The following is a 14418-nucleotide window of genomic DNA, read 5'->3' on the forward strand; positions in this document are numbered from 1 at the left end:
CGCGCCCGCCGGGACGCCCCGACCACCGGCGCGGGGCGCGCCCGTCGTCCGGCACGGGCCCGGTCGGCGTCCCGGGTCAGCGCCAGCGCGCCGCGGGTCTCACGAGGCGCTCCACGAGGGTGGCGAGCAGGCCCAACAGGACGTCGATGCCGATCGCCAGCGCCACGATGACGATCGCCGAGGCGAGCATCTGGGGGTAGTCCTGCGTCTTGAGGCCGCGGAAGAGGTAGACGCCCAGCCCGCCGCCGCCCACGTAGGCGGCCAGCGTGGCCGTCGCGATGACCTGTACGACGGCGTTGCGCACTCCGCCGATGAGCTGGGGCGCGCCGAGCGGGATCTCGACCCTCGTGAGCACCTGCCAGTCCGACATGCCCAGCGCGCGGGCCGCGTCGAGCGTCGCCGGCTCGATGGACTCGAGGCCCGAGTAGGCGCCGGCGATCACCGAGGGCATGGCCAGCACGGTGAGCGCGACGAGCGGGGCCGTCAGCCCGATGCCGGTCAGCAGCCCGACGAGGGTCAGCAGACCGATCGCCGGCAGCGCGCGGGCCGCTCCCGTGAGCCCGACGACGAGGGGGCGCCCCCGGCCGGTGTGCCCGATGAGGTAGCCGAGCGGCACCCCGACGACGAGCGAGATGAGCGTCGCCCAGCCGGTGACCGCCAGGTGCTGGCCGGTCAGGGCCCAGAGGCCGTCGGGCCCCGTCGAGTGCGCCGGGTCGCCGATCCAGGCGAGGGCGCGCAGGATCCAGTTCATCGTCCGCCCCCCGTCCGGCCCGACCAGGGCAGTGCGAGGCGCCCCACCCCGGCGAGCAGCAGGTCGACGGCGAGCGCCAGGACGACGGTGGCGACGAGCCCCGCCATGACCTCGGCGAGGATGCCGCGCTGGAAGCCGTTGACGAAGAGCATGCCCAGCGAGTTCGTCCCGAGCACGCCCGAGACCGAGACGAGGGCGATCGTGCTCACCGAGACGACCCGCAGGCCCGCCAGCAGGCCCGGCCCGGCGAGGGGGAGCTCCACCGCGAGGAATCGCTGCGGGCCGCTGTGGCCCAGCGCGGTCGCGGCGGTCGTCACGTCGGCGGGGACCGCGTCGAGGGCGTCGGTCGCGGCGCGGATCATGAGCGCGAAGGCGTAGACCGACAGGGCGGCGACGACGTTCAGGTCGTCGCGCACCCCCGTGCCGAGGACGAGCGGCAGGACGACGAGCAGCGGCAGGGAGGGGATCGCGTAGAGGAGGCTGCCGAGGGTGACGAGCGCGAAACGCGTCCAGTGGTAGCGGTGCGCGAGCCAGGCCACCGGGATCGAGACGAGGAAGCCGAGGGCGATCGCCGGCAGCGCCAGCGCCAGGTGCGCGCCGGCCGCCGCCCAGATCGTCGGCCAGTTGTTGTCGAGCCAGGTCATGCGCGTCCCGCCGGGTGCCCGTCGATGGACCCGAGGCGCCCGAGGGGCCGGCCGTTGGCGTCCACGACGATGCGGGCGCCGTCCACCTCGTCGACCGACAGGGCGCTGGCACCGCCGGTCAGACCGATGAGGTCCGACACGTACGCGCTCGCGGGATGGGCGATGAGCTCCTGCGGGGTGCCGGTCTGGGCGATCCGCGCCCCGGTCTCCAGCAGGACGATCCGGTCGCCGAGGGCGAAGGCCTCGCCGATGTCGTGGGTGACGAACAGGATCGTCTTGGACAGGTCGGCCTGCAGCCCCGCCAGGTCCCCCTGGAGGCCGGTGCGGACGATCGGGTCGACGGCGCCGAAGGGCTCGTCCATGAGCAGCACGTCGGGGTCGGCGGCCAGTGCGCGGGCGACCCCGACGCGCTGGGCCTGGCCGCCCGAGAGCTGGCCCGGGTAGCGCATGGCGAGGGACTCGTCGAGGCCGACGCGCTCGAGCAGCCCGAGGGCGTCGGCGCGCGCCCGCCGGCGCGTGCGGCCGAGCAGCACGGGCACGGTCGCGATGTTGTCGACGACCCGTCGGTGGGGCAGCAGGCCGGAGTTCTGCATGGCGTAGCCGATCGAGCGGCGCAGCGCGACCGGGTCGGAGCCGGCGACGTCCCGGTCCCCGATGAGGACGCGCCCGGACGTCGGCGCGACGAGCCGGTTCACCATGCGCAGCAGGGTCGTCTTGCCGCACCCCGACAGGCCCACGAGGACGGTGATGCGCCCGGCCGGGGCCGTCAGCGAGAAGTCCCGCACGGCCGCCGTGCCGTCGGCGAAGGTCTTGCTCACCGCGTCGAACCGGATCTCGGGGGCCTCGCCCGTGACTGCCGTGGTCATGCGCCCAGGGTATGCGCAGCCGCCCAGCGGGTGCGGCGCGGCCTCGTCGCGCGCCGCCGCCTCTCTAGACTGGGGGCCCATGAGCGGACGCACGATCATCATCACCGGGGCGAGCGGCGGCATCGGCGCCGAGGCCGCGCGGCAGCTCGTCGCGCAGGGCGAGAAGGTGGTGATCGTCGGGCGCAATCCCCAGCGCACCGCCGACGTCGCCCGCCCGATCGGGGCCGACTACTTCCTCGCCGACTTCACCCACCTCGACCAGGTGCGCGAGCTCGCCCGCCAGCTGGACGAGCGCTACGGGCGCATCGACGTGCTCGTCAACAACGCCGGCGGCGCCGCGCCCCGCCGCCGCGTCACCGACGACGGCTTCGAGCAGGACTTCCAGGTGAACTACCTGGCGGCCTTCCTCCTCACGAATCTGCTCATGGACCGGCTCGTCGCCAGCCAGGCGACGGTCATCACCACCTCGTCCATCGCGCACCGCCTCGCCAGGCTCGACCCCGACGACCTCCAGCTGGAGAGGGGCTGGAGCGTCATGCGCGCCTACGCCAACTCGAAGCTGCTCGACATCCTCCTCACCCGTCAGCTGCAGCGCCGCTTCGGCGACCTCAGCATCAACGCCGTCTGCTTCCATCCAGGCATCGTCTCCAGCGGCTTCGCGCGCGACGTCGGCGGCTGGCTCGGCCGGTGGTACCGTTCGCGCCTCTGCAGGCTCGTGATGACGACGCCCGCCGAGGCGGCCGGCATCGTGGTCCGTCTCGCCGAGGGCGTCCCCGGGCAGGACTGGACCCCCGGCGACTACTGCGTCGGCGCGAGGCGGGCCTCCACGAGCTCCGCGGCGCGCAACCGGGGGCTCGCCGAACGCGTCTGGACGATGACCGCCGAGATGCTCGACATCGAGGCCTGACCGGCGCGGGGCCGGCCCGTCCTCACTGATGCCGGCGCACCCAGCCGGCGACCGCGGCGCGGAGGTTCCGGCCGCCCTCGGCCAGCGCCCTGTCCAGCGGCGTGCCCTCGGGCGTGATGGTCACGAGCCCGGCCACCCCCTGGTCGAGGAGCGCCCGGGCGTCGTCCGCGATGCGTCCGGCGAAGACGACGACCGGGACGCCCCTCTCGCGGGCCGCGGCGGCCACGCCGGCGGCGGTCTTGCCGGTGAGGGTCTGGGCGTCCGCCGCGCCCTCGCCGGTGAGCACGGCGGTGGCCCCCGTGAGGGCCTCGCGCAGGCCGGTCGCCTCGATGACGAGGTCGACGCCGGACCGCATCCGCCCGCCCAAGAAGGTGAGGATCGCCCAGCCCAGGCCGCCGGCGGCACCTGCGCCGGGCTCGGACGCCAGCGCGACCCCGCGGGTACCGCTGAGCGCCGAGAGGCGCGTCAGGAGGGTGTCGAGCAGCATGACCTGCTGGGCCGTCGCGCCCTTCTGCGGCCCGAAGACCGCGCTCGCGCCCCGGGGACCCAGGAGCGGCGAGTCGACGTCGCAGGCCGCCTGCACCTCGACGTCGGCCAACCGCGGGTCGAGCCCGCCGACGTCGAGGCTGGCGAGATGGGCCAGGCCCGTCGGCGTCGTGGCGACGGGCCGGCCCCTGGCGTCGAGGAAGCGCACCCCGAGCGCCGCCAGCATGCCGGCGCCGCCGTCGTTGGTCGCCGAGCCGCCCAGCCCGATGACGAGCCGGCGGGCCCCGGCGTCGAGCGCGGCGAGGACGAGCTCGCCGACGCCGTACGAGTCGCAGTTCAGCACGTCGCGGAGCGCCGGCTCGACGAGCTCCAGGCCGCAGGCGGTGGCGACGTCGAGGACGACCGTGTCGCCGACCCGGTGGATGAGGCCCTCGATCGGCCGGCCCAGCGCGTCGTGGGAGGGGACGGAGATCGGCTCGGCGCCGAGCGAGGAGGCCAGGGTCAGGGCGAATCCCTCACCGCCGTCGGTCATGGGGCACGCGACGGTCTCGGCCGTGGGGTCGGCGTCGCGGACGCCGGCGGCCATCGCCTCGGTCGCCTCGGTGGCCGTGAGGGACTCCTTGAACGAATCGGGTGCCAGGACGTATCTGCTCATCGCGGACCTCGTGGATCGGCTCGCACCCGCAGCGGGTGCCCGGCCCGGGCGCCGTGCTCGGCGTCCGGCGGTGCCGGGCCGCAGCGCCCGCCACCGCTGTCCATGCTAACTGCCCATGTCCGCCGGTGAATCCGGCTCGTCCGATGCCGACCGGAATCGGGTGGCGCGCGCAGGCCCCCGGTGCGGGCCGGGGCGTTCGTCCGGGCCCGGCGGGAATCCGGGGTCTGCGCCCGAGCGGGCGGGCGGCGCGCCGTCCTCCCGCATCGTCCTCCCGGTTCAGCAGGTGATGAGTCCGTAGCCGAGCAGGACGGCGCGCAGCCCCGTCGTCCCCGAGTCGCGGTCGAAGAGGACCGCCTCGATGCCGAGGGCGCGGGCGGTCTCGACGTTCTCGGCGACGTCGTCGATGAACAGGGTGGCCCGCGGCTCGCAGCCGAGCTCGTCGAGGATGATCCGGAAGAAGCGCGGGTCGGGCTTGGCCACGCCCATCTGGTACGAGTAGAAGGCCCCGTCGGTGTGCAGCTCGTAACCCTTCTCGGCGATCATCCGCTCGCCGCGGCGGGGCTGCTGGTTGGTGGCCAGGTAGACGCGCACGCCGCGCCGACGCACCTCGTCGAGCAGGTCGAAGACCCCCAGCAGGGTGTGTGTCTCGTGCCAGACGGCGAGCACCGCATCGGGGTCGACGTCGAGGCCCTTGTCCGCGACGAACAAGGTGATCACGGTGCGCAGATCGGCGGTGCCGTCGAGTGACGGCGGCTCGAGACGCAGGATCTCGGTCAGCGTGGCCCTGTCGCCGAACAGGTGTTCCATGCCGGACGCGAAGTTCGGATTGTGCTGAGTCACACCGTCAGCATCCAGCAGGAGCGTGGCGATGGGCTGGATCACCTGTTCCTCCAGTGGAGTGCGGAGCGGTCGGCTCCAGTCTGCCAGATCCCGGTGCCCGTCCGTGGACCGGCGCCGCCGGACGGAGGCTCCGCCGGGCCGGGGCCGGCACGGTCCGCACCGCTGAGTTACACCGATGTCGTTGTGCACACTGTGGACAAGTCCTGTGGAAAGAGCCGTTGTGCGGGAAGAAAATGCTTGTCAGGCCGTTGTGGAAAGCGGTCCGGGGACATGCCGGGCGCCGGTGGACGGCCGGGCCCCCCGCTGGGGGCGGCGCTGAGCTGGGGTTCCGCCGGCCCGCCCCGGCCGCACAGCCGCGTAATTACAGGGATGTGAGTTGTACACAGTGTGGACAACTCCTGTGGACAACTCGTCGTGCCTGGGGTTCTCCGGGGACGGCGCCCCGGACGGGCCCTGCGGCGACACCGCGCCGTTCCGGTCGGGCCCCGCCGCAGGGCCCGGGAGCGGGCATCGTCCGCCCCGGATCTGTCGGTGCCGCCGTCTAGTGTCGGGGCCATGATGACGAGTACCACCACGGACGGTGCCCGGACGGCCCGTGCGGCCGGCTCGCGCACCGTCGCCGGGGCGGCGCACCGCCTCGACGAGATGATCGCGCGTCTGGCCGGCGGCCCGGGCGACCCCACCCACCAGCGGCTCGCGCCGAGGCACTGGCTGCGCGCCACCGGCACCGGGCAGGGCCCGGCCCTCGTCGAGCTGCTCGGTGAGGGGCCCGATGTGCGCGTGCGTGCCTGGGGCCCCGGGGGTTCGTGGGTCCTCGATCAGGCGCCCCGGCTGCTGGGCTGCCACGACGATCCGTCCGGCTTCGGGGCCCTGGCCGCCCGCTCCCCGGTGCTCGCCGCCGCGCACGCGGCCCACCGGTGGTTGCGCATCGGGGCCACCGACAACCTTGCCGAGGCCCTCGCGCCGGCCGTCATCGAGCAGAAGGTCACGGGCCCCGAGGCCCTCGGCGGACTGCACCGGATCGTCGTCCGCCACGGTCGGGTGCCGCCCCTGCCCGCCGGGCCGCTGGGGGCCCCGGCCGCCCGCATGAGGGTGCCGCCGAGCGCCCGCGAGTGGTGCCGCGTGCCGAGCTTCGAGTTCACCCGCGCTGGCGTCGATGCGCGCCGGGCCGGGGCCCTGCGCGCGGCCATGAGCCGCTGCGCCTCTCTTGACCGCGCCCTGACCAGGGCCGATGATGGTGACGGGCGCTCCGTGCTGCTTCAGGCGGTCCCGGGCATCGGCCCGTGGACGGCGGCCCGGGTGCTCCAGCGGGCCTGGGGCGACCCCGACGCGTGGAGCGTCGGGGACTTCCACGTTCCGCGGCTCATGGCCGTGGCCCTCACCGGTGCGCGCGGCGGCGACGAGGACGCCGAACGGGCCCTCGCCCCCTACCGCCCGCACCGCTACCGGGTCGAACTGCTCCTGGCGCCCGCCACGGCCCGCGCCGACCGGCGCGGTGCCCGCCTGGGCCTGCCGGGGCACGTGCCGGGCATCGACCCGGGGGCGCGCCGCAGTTCTCGCGGGCGCCCGTCCCGCGGCCGATGGTGAGATCCGACCGGACGCCCGGTGGCCCCCGCGGGCGGCCCGGGCCCGCGGCGACCCGGTCACGGCCCCGCGGCCGGTCCGCCCCTGCCGCGGGGTCGTCCCTCCCCGGGCCGTTCTCTGGAAGACTGTGCGCATGGAGATTCAACTGCGACACACACCGTCATTCGGTGTGGCCCGCCTTCTGCTCGCCGGCAATGAGCCCGTCACCGTGCAGGGCGGCGCCCTCATGGCCTACAGCGCGGCCATGACCGTCGACGCGAACACCAACGGCGGCGTCCTGGCGGGCCTCAAGCGGTCGGTGCTGAGCGGCGAGAGCTTCTTCGTCTCGACCGTCACGGCGCCCCCGCAGGGCGGCTGGGCCGACGTCGTGGGCACCCTGCCCGGCGACATCATCGCCCTGCCCATCACGGCGGGCCGCGACCAGTTCATCACCCGGGGCTCCTGGGTGGCCAACTCCTACGGCGTCTCCACCGAGACGAAGTGGGCCGGCGCCCGCAACCTGATCGGCGGCGAGGGCGGCTTCGGCCTGCGCGCCTTCGGCGAGGGGCAGGCCCTGGTGAGCGTCTACGGCGCCCTCGACGTCATGGACCTCGGCCCCGGAGAGCAGGTCATCATCGACACCGGCCACGTCGTCTCGTACGACATGGGCATGTCCGTCGAGCTGCGCCAGTCGAGCTCCAGCCTGTGGCGGACGGTCAAGAGCGGCGAGGGCTTCGTCTTCCTCTTCACCGGCCCGGGGCGCGTCCTGCTCCAGTCGCGCAACCCGCGCGATCTCAACGCCTACATCACCTCGCACTCCGCGAACTCGTGACCCGCGGCCGCGAGGAGAGCGGGGTCCCCGGCCGCCTCGCCGCGGCGCGCGCGGGGGTGCTCGTCATCTTCGTCGTCAACGGCGCCACCTTCGCCTCGATGGTGCCCCGCTACCCCTGGATCATCGAGCGCCTCCATGCGAGCACGGCCGACTGGGGCCTCGTCCTCGGGCTCTGCCCGATCGGCGGCATCGCCCTCGGATGGGCCGCCGCCGGGCTCATGGCCTGGCTCGGCTCGCGCACGACGGCCGCCGTCTTCCAGATCGTCTCGACCGGCGCGCTGCTGCTGCTCGCCGGAGCCCCCTCGCTGCCGTGGGCGGCCGTGGCGATGCTCGTCATGGGCGCCTTCGACGCGCTGACCGACACGGCCATGAACTACCACGCGCTCGTCCTGCAGCGCGAGTACGGGCGTTCGATCCTCAACTCCTTCCACGGCTGGTGGAGCATCGGGGCCGTCGCCGGCGGACTCGTCGGCTCGGCCATGGCCCAGCTGCGGGTGCCCCTCATGGCCCAGGGCGTCGGGACGCTCGTCGTCTGCGCGGCCCTGTCCGTCCTCGCCCGGGCGCTCATGCTGCCGGGCGCCGGCGCCCACGACGGCCGGGGGGACGGCCTTCGCCCCGGGGCGGCCGGGCTGACCCCGCGATCCCTCGCGGTGCTCGTCGGCCTCGGCGCGCTGGGCGCCTTCGGGGGCGGCATCGAGCAGGGCGGAAGCGCCTTCGCACCGCTCTACATGACCGATCGGTTCACCGTCCCGGCATTCGTCGCCGGCCTCGGATTCGTCTCGCTCATGGTCGCCCAGACCGCCGGCCGGCTGCTCGGGGACCGCATCGTCGATCGTCTCGGTCCACGACGCACCGTGCAGCTGGGCGCCCTCGTCTGCGTCGCCACGATGACCCTGGCCGTCGGGCTGCCCGCGCCCGCCACCGCGCTCGTCGGCTTCGCCGGCGCGGGCTGGGGGATCGCGACGATGGTGCCCGCCGCCATGCACGCCGGCGACCGGGTGCCCGGCGTCGCGCCCGGCGTGGGCCTGACCGTCACCACGTGGGTCATGCGCATCGGCATGGTGCTCTTCCCGATCCTCATCGGGGCCGTCGGTGACGCCGTCGACCTGCGCGCGGCCATGCTCCTGCTGCCCGGCACGGCGGTGTGCGTGCTGGCGCTGTCCCCGCTGCTGGGCGGGCCGGGGGACGCCTGACGGGCGGCGCGCTCGGGAAGTCCCCGATCCCCGAGGGGCCGACCCCGGGGCTCGGGGCGTCCGCGGTCAGTCCTCGGAGCCCTCCGCGGCCTTGAGGGCCTCGGGCGGGGCGGGGGGCAGACGAAGCGTGAACATGGCGCCCCCGCCGGGGACGTTGTCGGCCCCGACCATGCCGCCGTGCGCGCCGACCGTGTGCGCCACGATCGACAGGCCCAGGCCGGTGCCCGGGGTGTTGCGCGCCTTGTTGGAGCGGTAGAAGCGGTCGAAGATGTGCGGCAGGTCCTCGGGCGCGATGCCGGGGCCCTCGTCCGAGACGGTGAGCGTGCCGTCGGCGAGCCGCACGTGGACGGTGCCGCCCTCGGGGCTGAACTTCACGGCGTTGTCGAGCAGGTTCGTCACGGCGCGCTCGAGGGTGTCCGGCTCGCCGACGACGAAGTGGGGCTCGGTGCTCACGTCGAAGACGAGCCCCTTGCCGCGCCTCTTCGCCCGGGTGACGGCCGCGTTGACGACGTCCGCGAAGTCGAGGGGCTCGGGGCTCGGCAGCACGACGTCGTCGCGGCTGAGCTGCACCAGGTCGCCGACCAGCGAGGTGAACTCGCCGAGTTGGGCCGCCACGTCGTCGAGGATCTCGGCGCGGGCGCCGGGCGGGAGCATGCCGGACTTCTCATCGGCCACGAGCAGCTCGACGTTGGTGCGCATCGAGGTGAGCGGGGTGCGCAGCTCGTGCCCGGCGTCGGCGATGAGGCGTTTCTGTCGTTCGCGGCTGGACTCCAGGGAGACCATCATCTGGTCGAAGCTGCGCGACAGGTCGCCCAGCTCGTCGTCCCTCGTCGAGCCGACGGGCGTGAACGTGTCGGTCGCGGTGACGTGCTTGACGGCGTCCGAGAGCTGGCGCAGCGGGCGCATGACCGTGGCGCCGGCGCGGAAGCCGAGGAAGGCGGCCAGGGCGACGAAGGCCAGGCCGAGCCACAGGGTCGTGACGCGCAGGGACTCGATCGTGCTGAGCAGCGGCCCGAGCGGGCGGGCCAGCACGAGCGCGTAGCCGGCGTTGTCCTCGGACTCCATCGGCACGGCGACGAGGCGGTACTTCGTGTGGGTGGAGCCGATCTCGACGGTGCGCGCCGACTTGCCGTACTGCATGCGCGCCACCCGGATCTCCGGGGAGCCCGGCTCGATCGAGACCTTCTCGTCCTGCACGCGGATGATCGTCCGGTCGGACTTGACGAGGACGACGTTCACGTTGGCCGCGGCCAGCGAGGTGCTGTTCAGCCCGCCCAGGCCCGTCACGTCGGACTGGATGGGGGCGACCATGTAGCCGGCCGCCGTGACCAGCTCCTCGTCGATCTCGCGGTAGAGGGCGCGCTGGGTGACGACGTAGGTCATCGTGCCCACGACGAGCACGGCGATCGCCACGGAGATCGCCGTGAGCATGCTGAAGCGCTGCTGGAGGTCGCGGCCGCCGCGTTCGGAGGCCCGGCGGAGCCGGACGAGGAGCCGTCTCACGATGCGGCTTCGCGCAGGACGTAGCCGACGCCGCGCACGGTGTGGATGAGGCGCGGCTCGCCGCCCTGCTCGGTCTTGCGGCGCAGATAGCCGATGTAGACCTCCAGCGAGTTGGCCGTCGTGGGGAACTCGAAGCCCCAGACCTCGTTGAGCAGCCAACTGCGCTCGAGCACCTTCGTCGGGTTCTTCATGAAGGTCTGGAGCAGCGCGAACTCGGTGCGCGTGAGCGTGATGTGGCGCCCGCCCCGGGTGACCTCGCGGGTCGTCGGCGACAGGGTGAGGTTCGAGAAGGTGAGGGTCTCGTCGGCCTGGTTCTGGTCGGGATGGTTGCGGCGGGTGAGCGCGCGCAGCCGGGCGAGCAGCTCGTCGAGGGCGAAGGGCTTGACCATGTAGTCGTCGGCGCCCGCGTCGAGGCCGTCGACCCGGTCGCCCACGGCGTCGCGGGCCGTCAGGACGAGGATCGGCACGTCATTGCCGCTGGCGCGCAGCATCCGGGTGGTCTCCAGGCCGTCCAAGCGGGGCATCATGACGTCCATGACGACGGCGTCGGGGCGCATGGCCGAGAGCTTGGCGAGCGCATCGACGCCGTCGTCGGCGGTCTCGACCTCGTAGCCGCTGTAGTGCAGAGAGCGGGCGAGCGAGTCCCGGACGGCCTGGTCGTCGTCGACGACGAGGATTGTCATGGGCATGAGGAGGCCTTCCCACTGGCGGGTGCTGACGGGTCGACCCCGGTCGGGCCGCCGGTGGGTCCCGGGGAGGGGGCGGGGTCGCCCGCGGCCGCCGCGGGCGCGTCCCCGGTGGGCGCCGGGGTGAGGGTGACGGCGCGGGTGCGGCGGATGCGCACGTCGCCGCCGTCGCAGTGCAGCCACTGGACGATGCCGGCGCCGAGCGCCTCGTGGGAGCCGCTGACCGGATCGACGAGGAGCGTCACGCTCTCGTCGAGGGCGAGCGCGTATGCGGCGGGACTCGTGATGACGGCGGTGACGGCCCGCTCGAGGCGCTGGTGCGCGTCGGTGTCGGTCTCGATCGTCGTGCCGACGAGGGCCAGCCCGTCGGCGAGGACCAGCTCGCCGGGGCCCGAGGCCTCGTCGGCGATCCGGCGGCCGTCGGACAGCGAACCGGAGACGATGGCGTGCCGGGCGGCCAGGCGCGACCCCGCGCCCAGGCCCAGGTAGGCGAGCCCGCCGCGGATCGTGCGGGCGAGCGGGGCGAGCCGTTCGCCGAGCGCGGCGAGCAGCGTCGCCGCGTCGACGTCGGTGACGACGAGACCGCCCAGCCGGGCGGGATCATCGGGCAGCGCCAGCGGCGCGCCCGGGGCGAGGGGCAGCGCCTCGACCTCGACCGGGCCGGCGGAGTTCAGCCGCGCAGCGATCCCCTCGAACGGTTCGGGGTCGCTCCCGGCCCCGACGACGACCGCCACCCGTCCGCCGCGCGCCGTCGCCGCCGCGACGAACCGTGCGAGGACGGGTTCGGGCAGCAGCCGCGGATCGGCGCCGGACAGGAGAACACTCATGGGCTCAGCCTACCGAGCCGGTGCCGGGAGGCCGGGGCGTGCCCGCGGGCAAGTTCCGATCGGCCGGGGGACGTCGAGGGACCCGCCACCGCGGGGGAGGGGCGCTCACCGGGGGACCGCCTCGTCCAGCAGGGCGGGCATGGCCGCCTCGATCACCTCGAGGGTCGACTCGAAACCGGCGGGGCCGCCGAACCAGGGGTCGGGCACGTCGGTGCCCTCGCGTCCGGGGACGAAGTCGGTGAGCAGCCGCACCGGCCCGGCGGCGCCGAGCGCGACGAGCCGGTCGACCTGGTAGGTCTCCATGGCGACGAGGAGCCGCGCGCCGAGCTCGTCGCGGGTGATGCGGTGGGCGCGGTGCTCGCCCGGCTCGTAGCCGTGGGCGCGCAGGCAGCGTGCCGCCCGCGGGTCGATCGGGTTGCCGTGCTCCTCGTCGCTGATGCCCGCCGAGCCGATGCCCAGCTGCAGGCCGGCCAGCCGGGTCCGCGCCCTGGCGACTTGCTCGGCCATCGTGGACCGGCAGATGTTGCCGAGGCAGACGAAGACGAGGTCGGTTCGGCTCATGCACGCTCCCGGCGGGTGGCGCCGCGCGTCCCGCCCGGCCCCGGAGCGCCGTCCGGGCCCTGCGCGCTCGTGCCCCGGACGGACGGCGAGCCGCTCCCGGCCATGCCGATGCCCCGGGCCGCGACGGAGAGGGAGGTCCTGCGGGCCCGTCCCAGGGCGGCGTCCGCACCGGGCCCGCCCCTGGGCATCGTCGCCTTGATGGCGTTGAGGCCGAAGGCGTCCCACCAGCTCTTGACACCGGGCCGCTCGCGCAGGAGCGCCCTGCGTTCCCGCTCGGTCATGCCGCCCCAGACGCCCCACTCGATGCGATCGTCCAGGGCCACGGCGAGACATTCGCGTCGGACGGGGCACTTCTTGCAGATGCCCCGCGCGCTCTGCTGTCCGGAGGCCTCGGGGAAGAGGTCATCGCCCATGCCCCGGCAGCTGGCGCGCATCATCCATTCGTATTCCTCGCCTGTTCTTGGGCGCCCCTCGCTGCGCGCCGTCATATCGGGTTCTCCTTCCCCAGTGGTGGAGGTGCATCGGCCCGGGTGGGCCATGACCGAGGTGAAGAGAGCGCTGCGAACCCCGTTGGTCGCCGTGCAGCGCAAACTTCAACGATGCTGCCCCATCGATCGTTGCTTGCGTTGCCTCAGTGCTTACTCGGTTTCATCAATCGGCGCAAGTCGCGGTGGGAACGGCGGTCATCGACCGGCTGCTGGGGCGGGTCGCGCCGGGGCCGGTAGAGTGTGCCTCTCGAACCCGGGGGAGAACTCATGTCAGTGGATCTGCACGGCCGCAGCTTCCTGAAGGAAGCCGACTTCACGTCCGAGGAGTGGGCCCATCTGCTCCGCCTCGCCGGTGAGCTGAAGGCCGCCAAGCGGGCCGGCGCCGAGCGCCAGCACCTCGTCGGGCGGAACATCGCGCTGCTCTTCGAGAAGGCCTCCACGCGCACGCGCTGCGCCTTCGAGGTGGGCGCCCACGACCAGGGCGCCCACGTCACCTATCTCGACCCCTCCGGCTCGCAGCTCGGCCACAAGGAGTCCATCGCCGACACCGCCCGCGTGCTGGGCCGCATGTTCGACGGCATCGAGTACCGCGGATTCGGGCAGGAGCGCGTCGAGGAGCTCGCCGCCGAGGCCGGCGTCCCGGTGTGGAACGGCCTGACCGACGAGTGGCACCCCACCCAGATGCTCGCCGACCAGCTCACGATGACCGAGCGCACCGGGCGCCGGCTCCAGGACGTCTCGGTGGCCTACATCGGCGACGCCCGCTTCAACGAGGCCAACTCCCACCTCGTGGCCGGCGCCCTGTCCGGCATGGACATGCGCATCATCGCGCCGGTCCCGCTGCAGAACGAGCCCTGGGTGCGGGACACCGCGGCCCGCATCGCCGCGACGACCGGGGCCCGCCTGACCGTCACCGACGACCTCGGGGCCGTCGAGGGCGTCGACTTCCTCTCGACCGATGTGTGGGTCTCGATGGGTGAGCCCGAGCAGGTGTGGGCCGAGCGCATCGAGCTGCTGCGCGACTACCAGGTCGACCGGGCCCTGCTCGAGGCCACCGGCAACCCCGGCGTCGAGGTGCTCCACTGCCTGCCGGCCTTCCACGACCTGGGCACCGCGGTCGGCCGGCGGGTCTACGAGGCCACCGGCATGGACGCCCTCGAGATCACCGACGAGGTCTTCGAGGCCAACGCCGACGTCATCTTCGACGAGGCGGAGAACCGCATGCACACGATCAAGGCCGTCATGGTGGCCACCCTGGCCGGGCGGTGACCGCGCCCCGGCGGCCCGTCCCGCGATGGCCGTCCCGGGGTCCGCGCCTCGGACACGACCCGGGTGCCGGCGCGGAGGCGGGGGCCGGGGCGCGCCCTGTGTCGGGGCGGGACGGGGCGGCTGGCCCCGGTACTCGTATCGGCGGGACGGGGCCGTAGCCGCGACGGTCCCGAGTCGTCCCTGAGCGCTCCCGGAATTCCCGTCCCGTCACCGGGTGACGGGAGACGCCTCCCCGGCGGGGGACGTCGGCCCCCTGAATGATCCCGGAGTTTTCGCCCCACTACCCCTGAGGCGCTCCGCTTGGTGGCCCTGACCAGTGTCTTTGCGATCCGCTGTGCGCACTCTGT

General features: G+C 74.0%; 14 protein-coding genes and 1 pseudogene. 5 read left to right on the forward strand and 10 right to left on the reverse strand.

What is annotated here, in order from left to right:
* Positions 1–76: 76 nt before the first annotated feature.
* From EGX94_RS07210 to EGX94_RS07220, 3 genes are read right to left on the reverse strand one after another with little or no spacing between them, the layout of a single operon-like run.
* A complete protein-coding gene (locus EGX94_RS07210) occupies positions 77–751 on the reverse strand; it encodes an ABC transporter permease (RefSeq protein ID WP_021796222.1) in 675 nt (224 codons plus the stop codon).
* Positions 748–1395: an ABC transporter permease gene (locus tag EGX94_RS07215; RefSeq protein ID WP_021796221.1), complete on the reverse strand. Its 648-nt coding sequence runs from the start codon at positions 1393–1395 to the stop codon at positions 748–750. The genes EGX94_RS07210 and EGX94_RS07215 overlap by 4 nt, the downstream gene beginning before the upstream one ends.
* Entirely contained in the window at positions 1392–2261 is an 870-nt protein-coding gene (locus tag EGX94_RS07220; RefSeq protein WP_021796217.1) for an ABC transporter ATP-binding protein, read from the reverse strand. Before EGX94_RS07220 ends, EGX94_RS07215 begins: the two co-directional genes overlap by 4 nt.
* A gap of 79 nt (positions 2262–2340) precedes the next feature.
* Between EGX94_RS07220 and EGX94_RS07225 the strand changes: the two genes are divergently transcribed.
* The gene (locus EGX94_RS07225) at positions 2341–3168 is read left to right on the forward strand and encodes an SDR family NAD(P)-dependent oxidoreductase (protein ID WP_021796219.1); all 828 of its coding nucleotides are present in this window, start codon (positions 2341–2343) and stop codon (positions 3166–3168) included.
* Between the two features lie 22 nt (positions 3169–3190).
* Here the strand turns inward: EGX94_RS07225 and EGX94_RS07230 are convergent, their stop codons facing one another.
* Positions 3191–4309 carry a glycerate kinase gene (locus tag EGX94_RS07230; protein ID WP_021796216.1) on the reverse strand — a complete coding sequence of 373 codons (1119 nt, stop codon included), beginning with the start codon at positions 4307–4309 and terminating at the stop codon, positions 3191–3193.
* Between the two features lie 276 nt (positions 4310–4585).
* Positions 4586–5191: an HAD family hydrolase gene (locus tag EGX94_RS07235; protein WP_021796218.1), complete on the reverse strand. Its 606-nt coding sequence runs from the start codon at positions 5189–5191 to the stop codon at positions 4586–4588.
* A 513-nt stretch (positions 5192–5704) separates the two neighbouring features.
* On the opposite strand from EGX94_RS07235, the gene EGX94_RS07240 reads away from it, so the two are divergent.
* The 3 genes from EGX94_RS07240 to EGX94_RS07250 all read left to right on the forward strand — a co-directional run bounded on the left by EGX94_RS07240 (position 5705) and on the right by EGX94_RS07250 (position 8737).
* Entirely contained in the window at positions 5705–6736 is a 1032-nt protein-coding gene (locus tag EGX94_RS07240) for a DNA-3-methyladenine glycosylase family protein (RefSeq protein WP_123826111.1), read from the forward strand.
* Positions 6737–6866: 130 nt separating this feature from the next.
* Positions 6867–7544, forward strand: a complete 678-nt coding sequence (locus tag EGX94_RS07245; protein WP_021796759.1) for a TIGR00266 family protein — start codon at positions 6867–6869, stop codon at positions 7542–7544.
* Entirely contained in the window at positions 7541–8737 is a 1197-nt protein-coding gene (locus EGX94_RS07250) for an MFS transporter (RefSeq protein WP_021796760.1), read from the forward strand. Before EGX94_RS07245 ends, EGX94_RS07250 begins: the two co-directional genes overlap by 4 nt.
* A gap of 66 nt (positions 8738–8803) precedes the next feature.
* Here EGX94_RS07250 and EGX94_RS07255 read toward each other — a convergent pair whose 3' ends face one another.
* The 5 genes and pseudogenes from EGX94_RS07255 to EGX94_RS07275 form a co-directional block, all read right to left on the reverse strand.
* The gene (locus EGX94_RS07255; protein ID WP_377174333.1) at positions 8804–10243 is read right to left on the reverse strand and encodes a sensor histidine kinase; all 1440 of its coding nucleotides are present in this window, start codon (positions 10241–10243) and stop codon (positions 8804–8806) included.
* Positions 10237–10923, reverse strand: coding sequence for a response regulator transcription factor (locus EGX94_RS07260; protein ID WP_269210595.1), 687 nt, complete (start codon positions 10921–10923; stop codon positions 10237–10239). The genes EGX94_RS07255 and EGX94_RS07260 overlap by 7 nt, the downstream gene beginning before the upstream one ends.
* Entirely contained in the window at positions 10920–11753 is an 834-nt protein-coding gene (locus tag EGX94_RS07265) for a type 1 glutamine amidotransferase family protein (RefSeq protein ID WP_021796761.1), read from the reverse strand. The genes EGX94_RS07260 and EGX94_RS07265 overlap by 4 nt, the downstream gene beginning before the upstream one ends.
* A gap of 105 nt (positions 11754–11858) precedes the next feature.
* Complete coding sequence (locus tag EGX94_RS07270; RefSeq protein ID WP_021796756.1) at positions 11859–12314, reverse strand: low molecular weight protein-tyrosine-phosphatase; 456 nt, start codon at positions 12312–12314, stop codon at positions 11859–11861.
* Between the two features lie 218 nt (positions 12315–12532).
* Positions 12533–12751, reverse strand: a pseudogene (locus tag EGX94_RS07275) (WhiB family transcriptional regulator); the annotation flags it as partial.
* Between the two features lie 318 nt (positions 12752–13069).
* Here EGX94_RS07275 and argF point away from each other — a divergent pair.
* Positions 13070–14071, forward strand: coding sequence for an ornithine carbamoyltransferase (gene argF / locus EGX94_RS07280; protein WP_028706302.1), 1002 nt, complete (start codon positions 13070–13072; stop codon positions 14069–14071).
* The last annotated feature ends 347 nt before the right edge of the window (positions 14072–14418 follow it).

It is taken from the genome of Propionibacterium acidifaciens, assembly GCF_003798325.1.
GTDB lineage: Bacteria > Actinomycetota > Actinomycetes > Propionibacteriales > Propionibacteriaceae > Propionibacterium > Propionibacterium acidifaciens.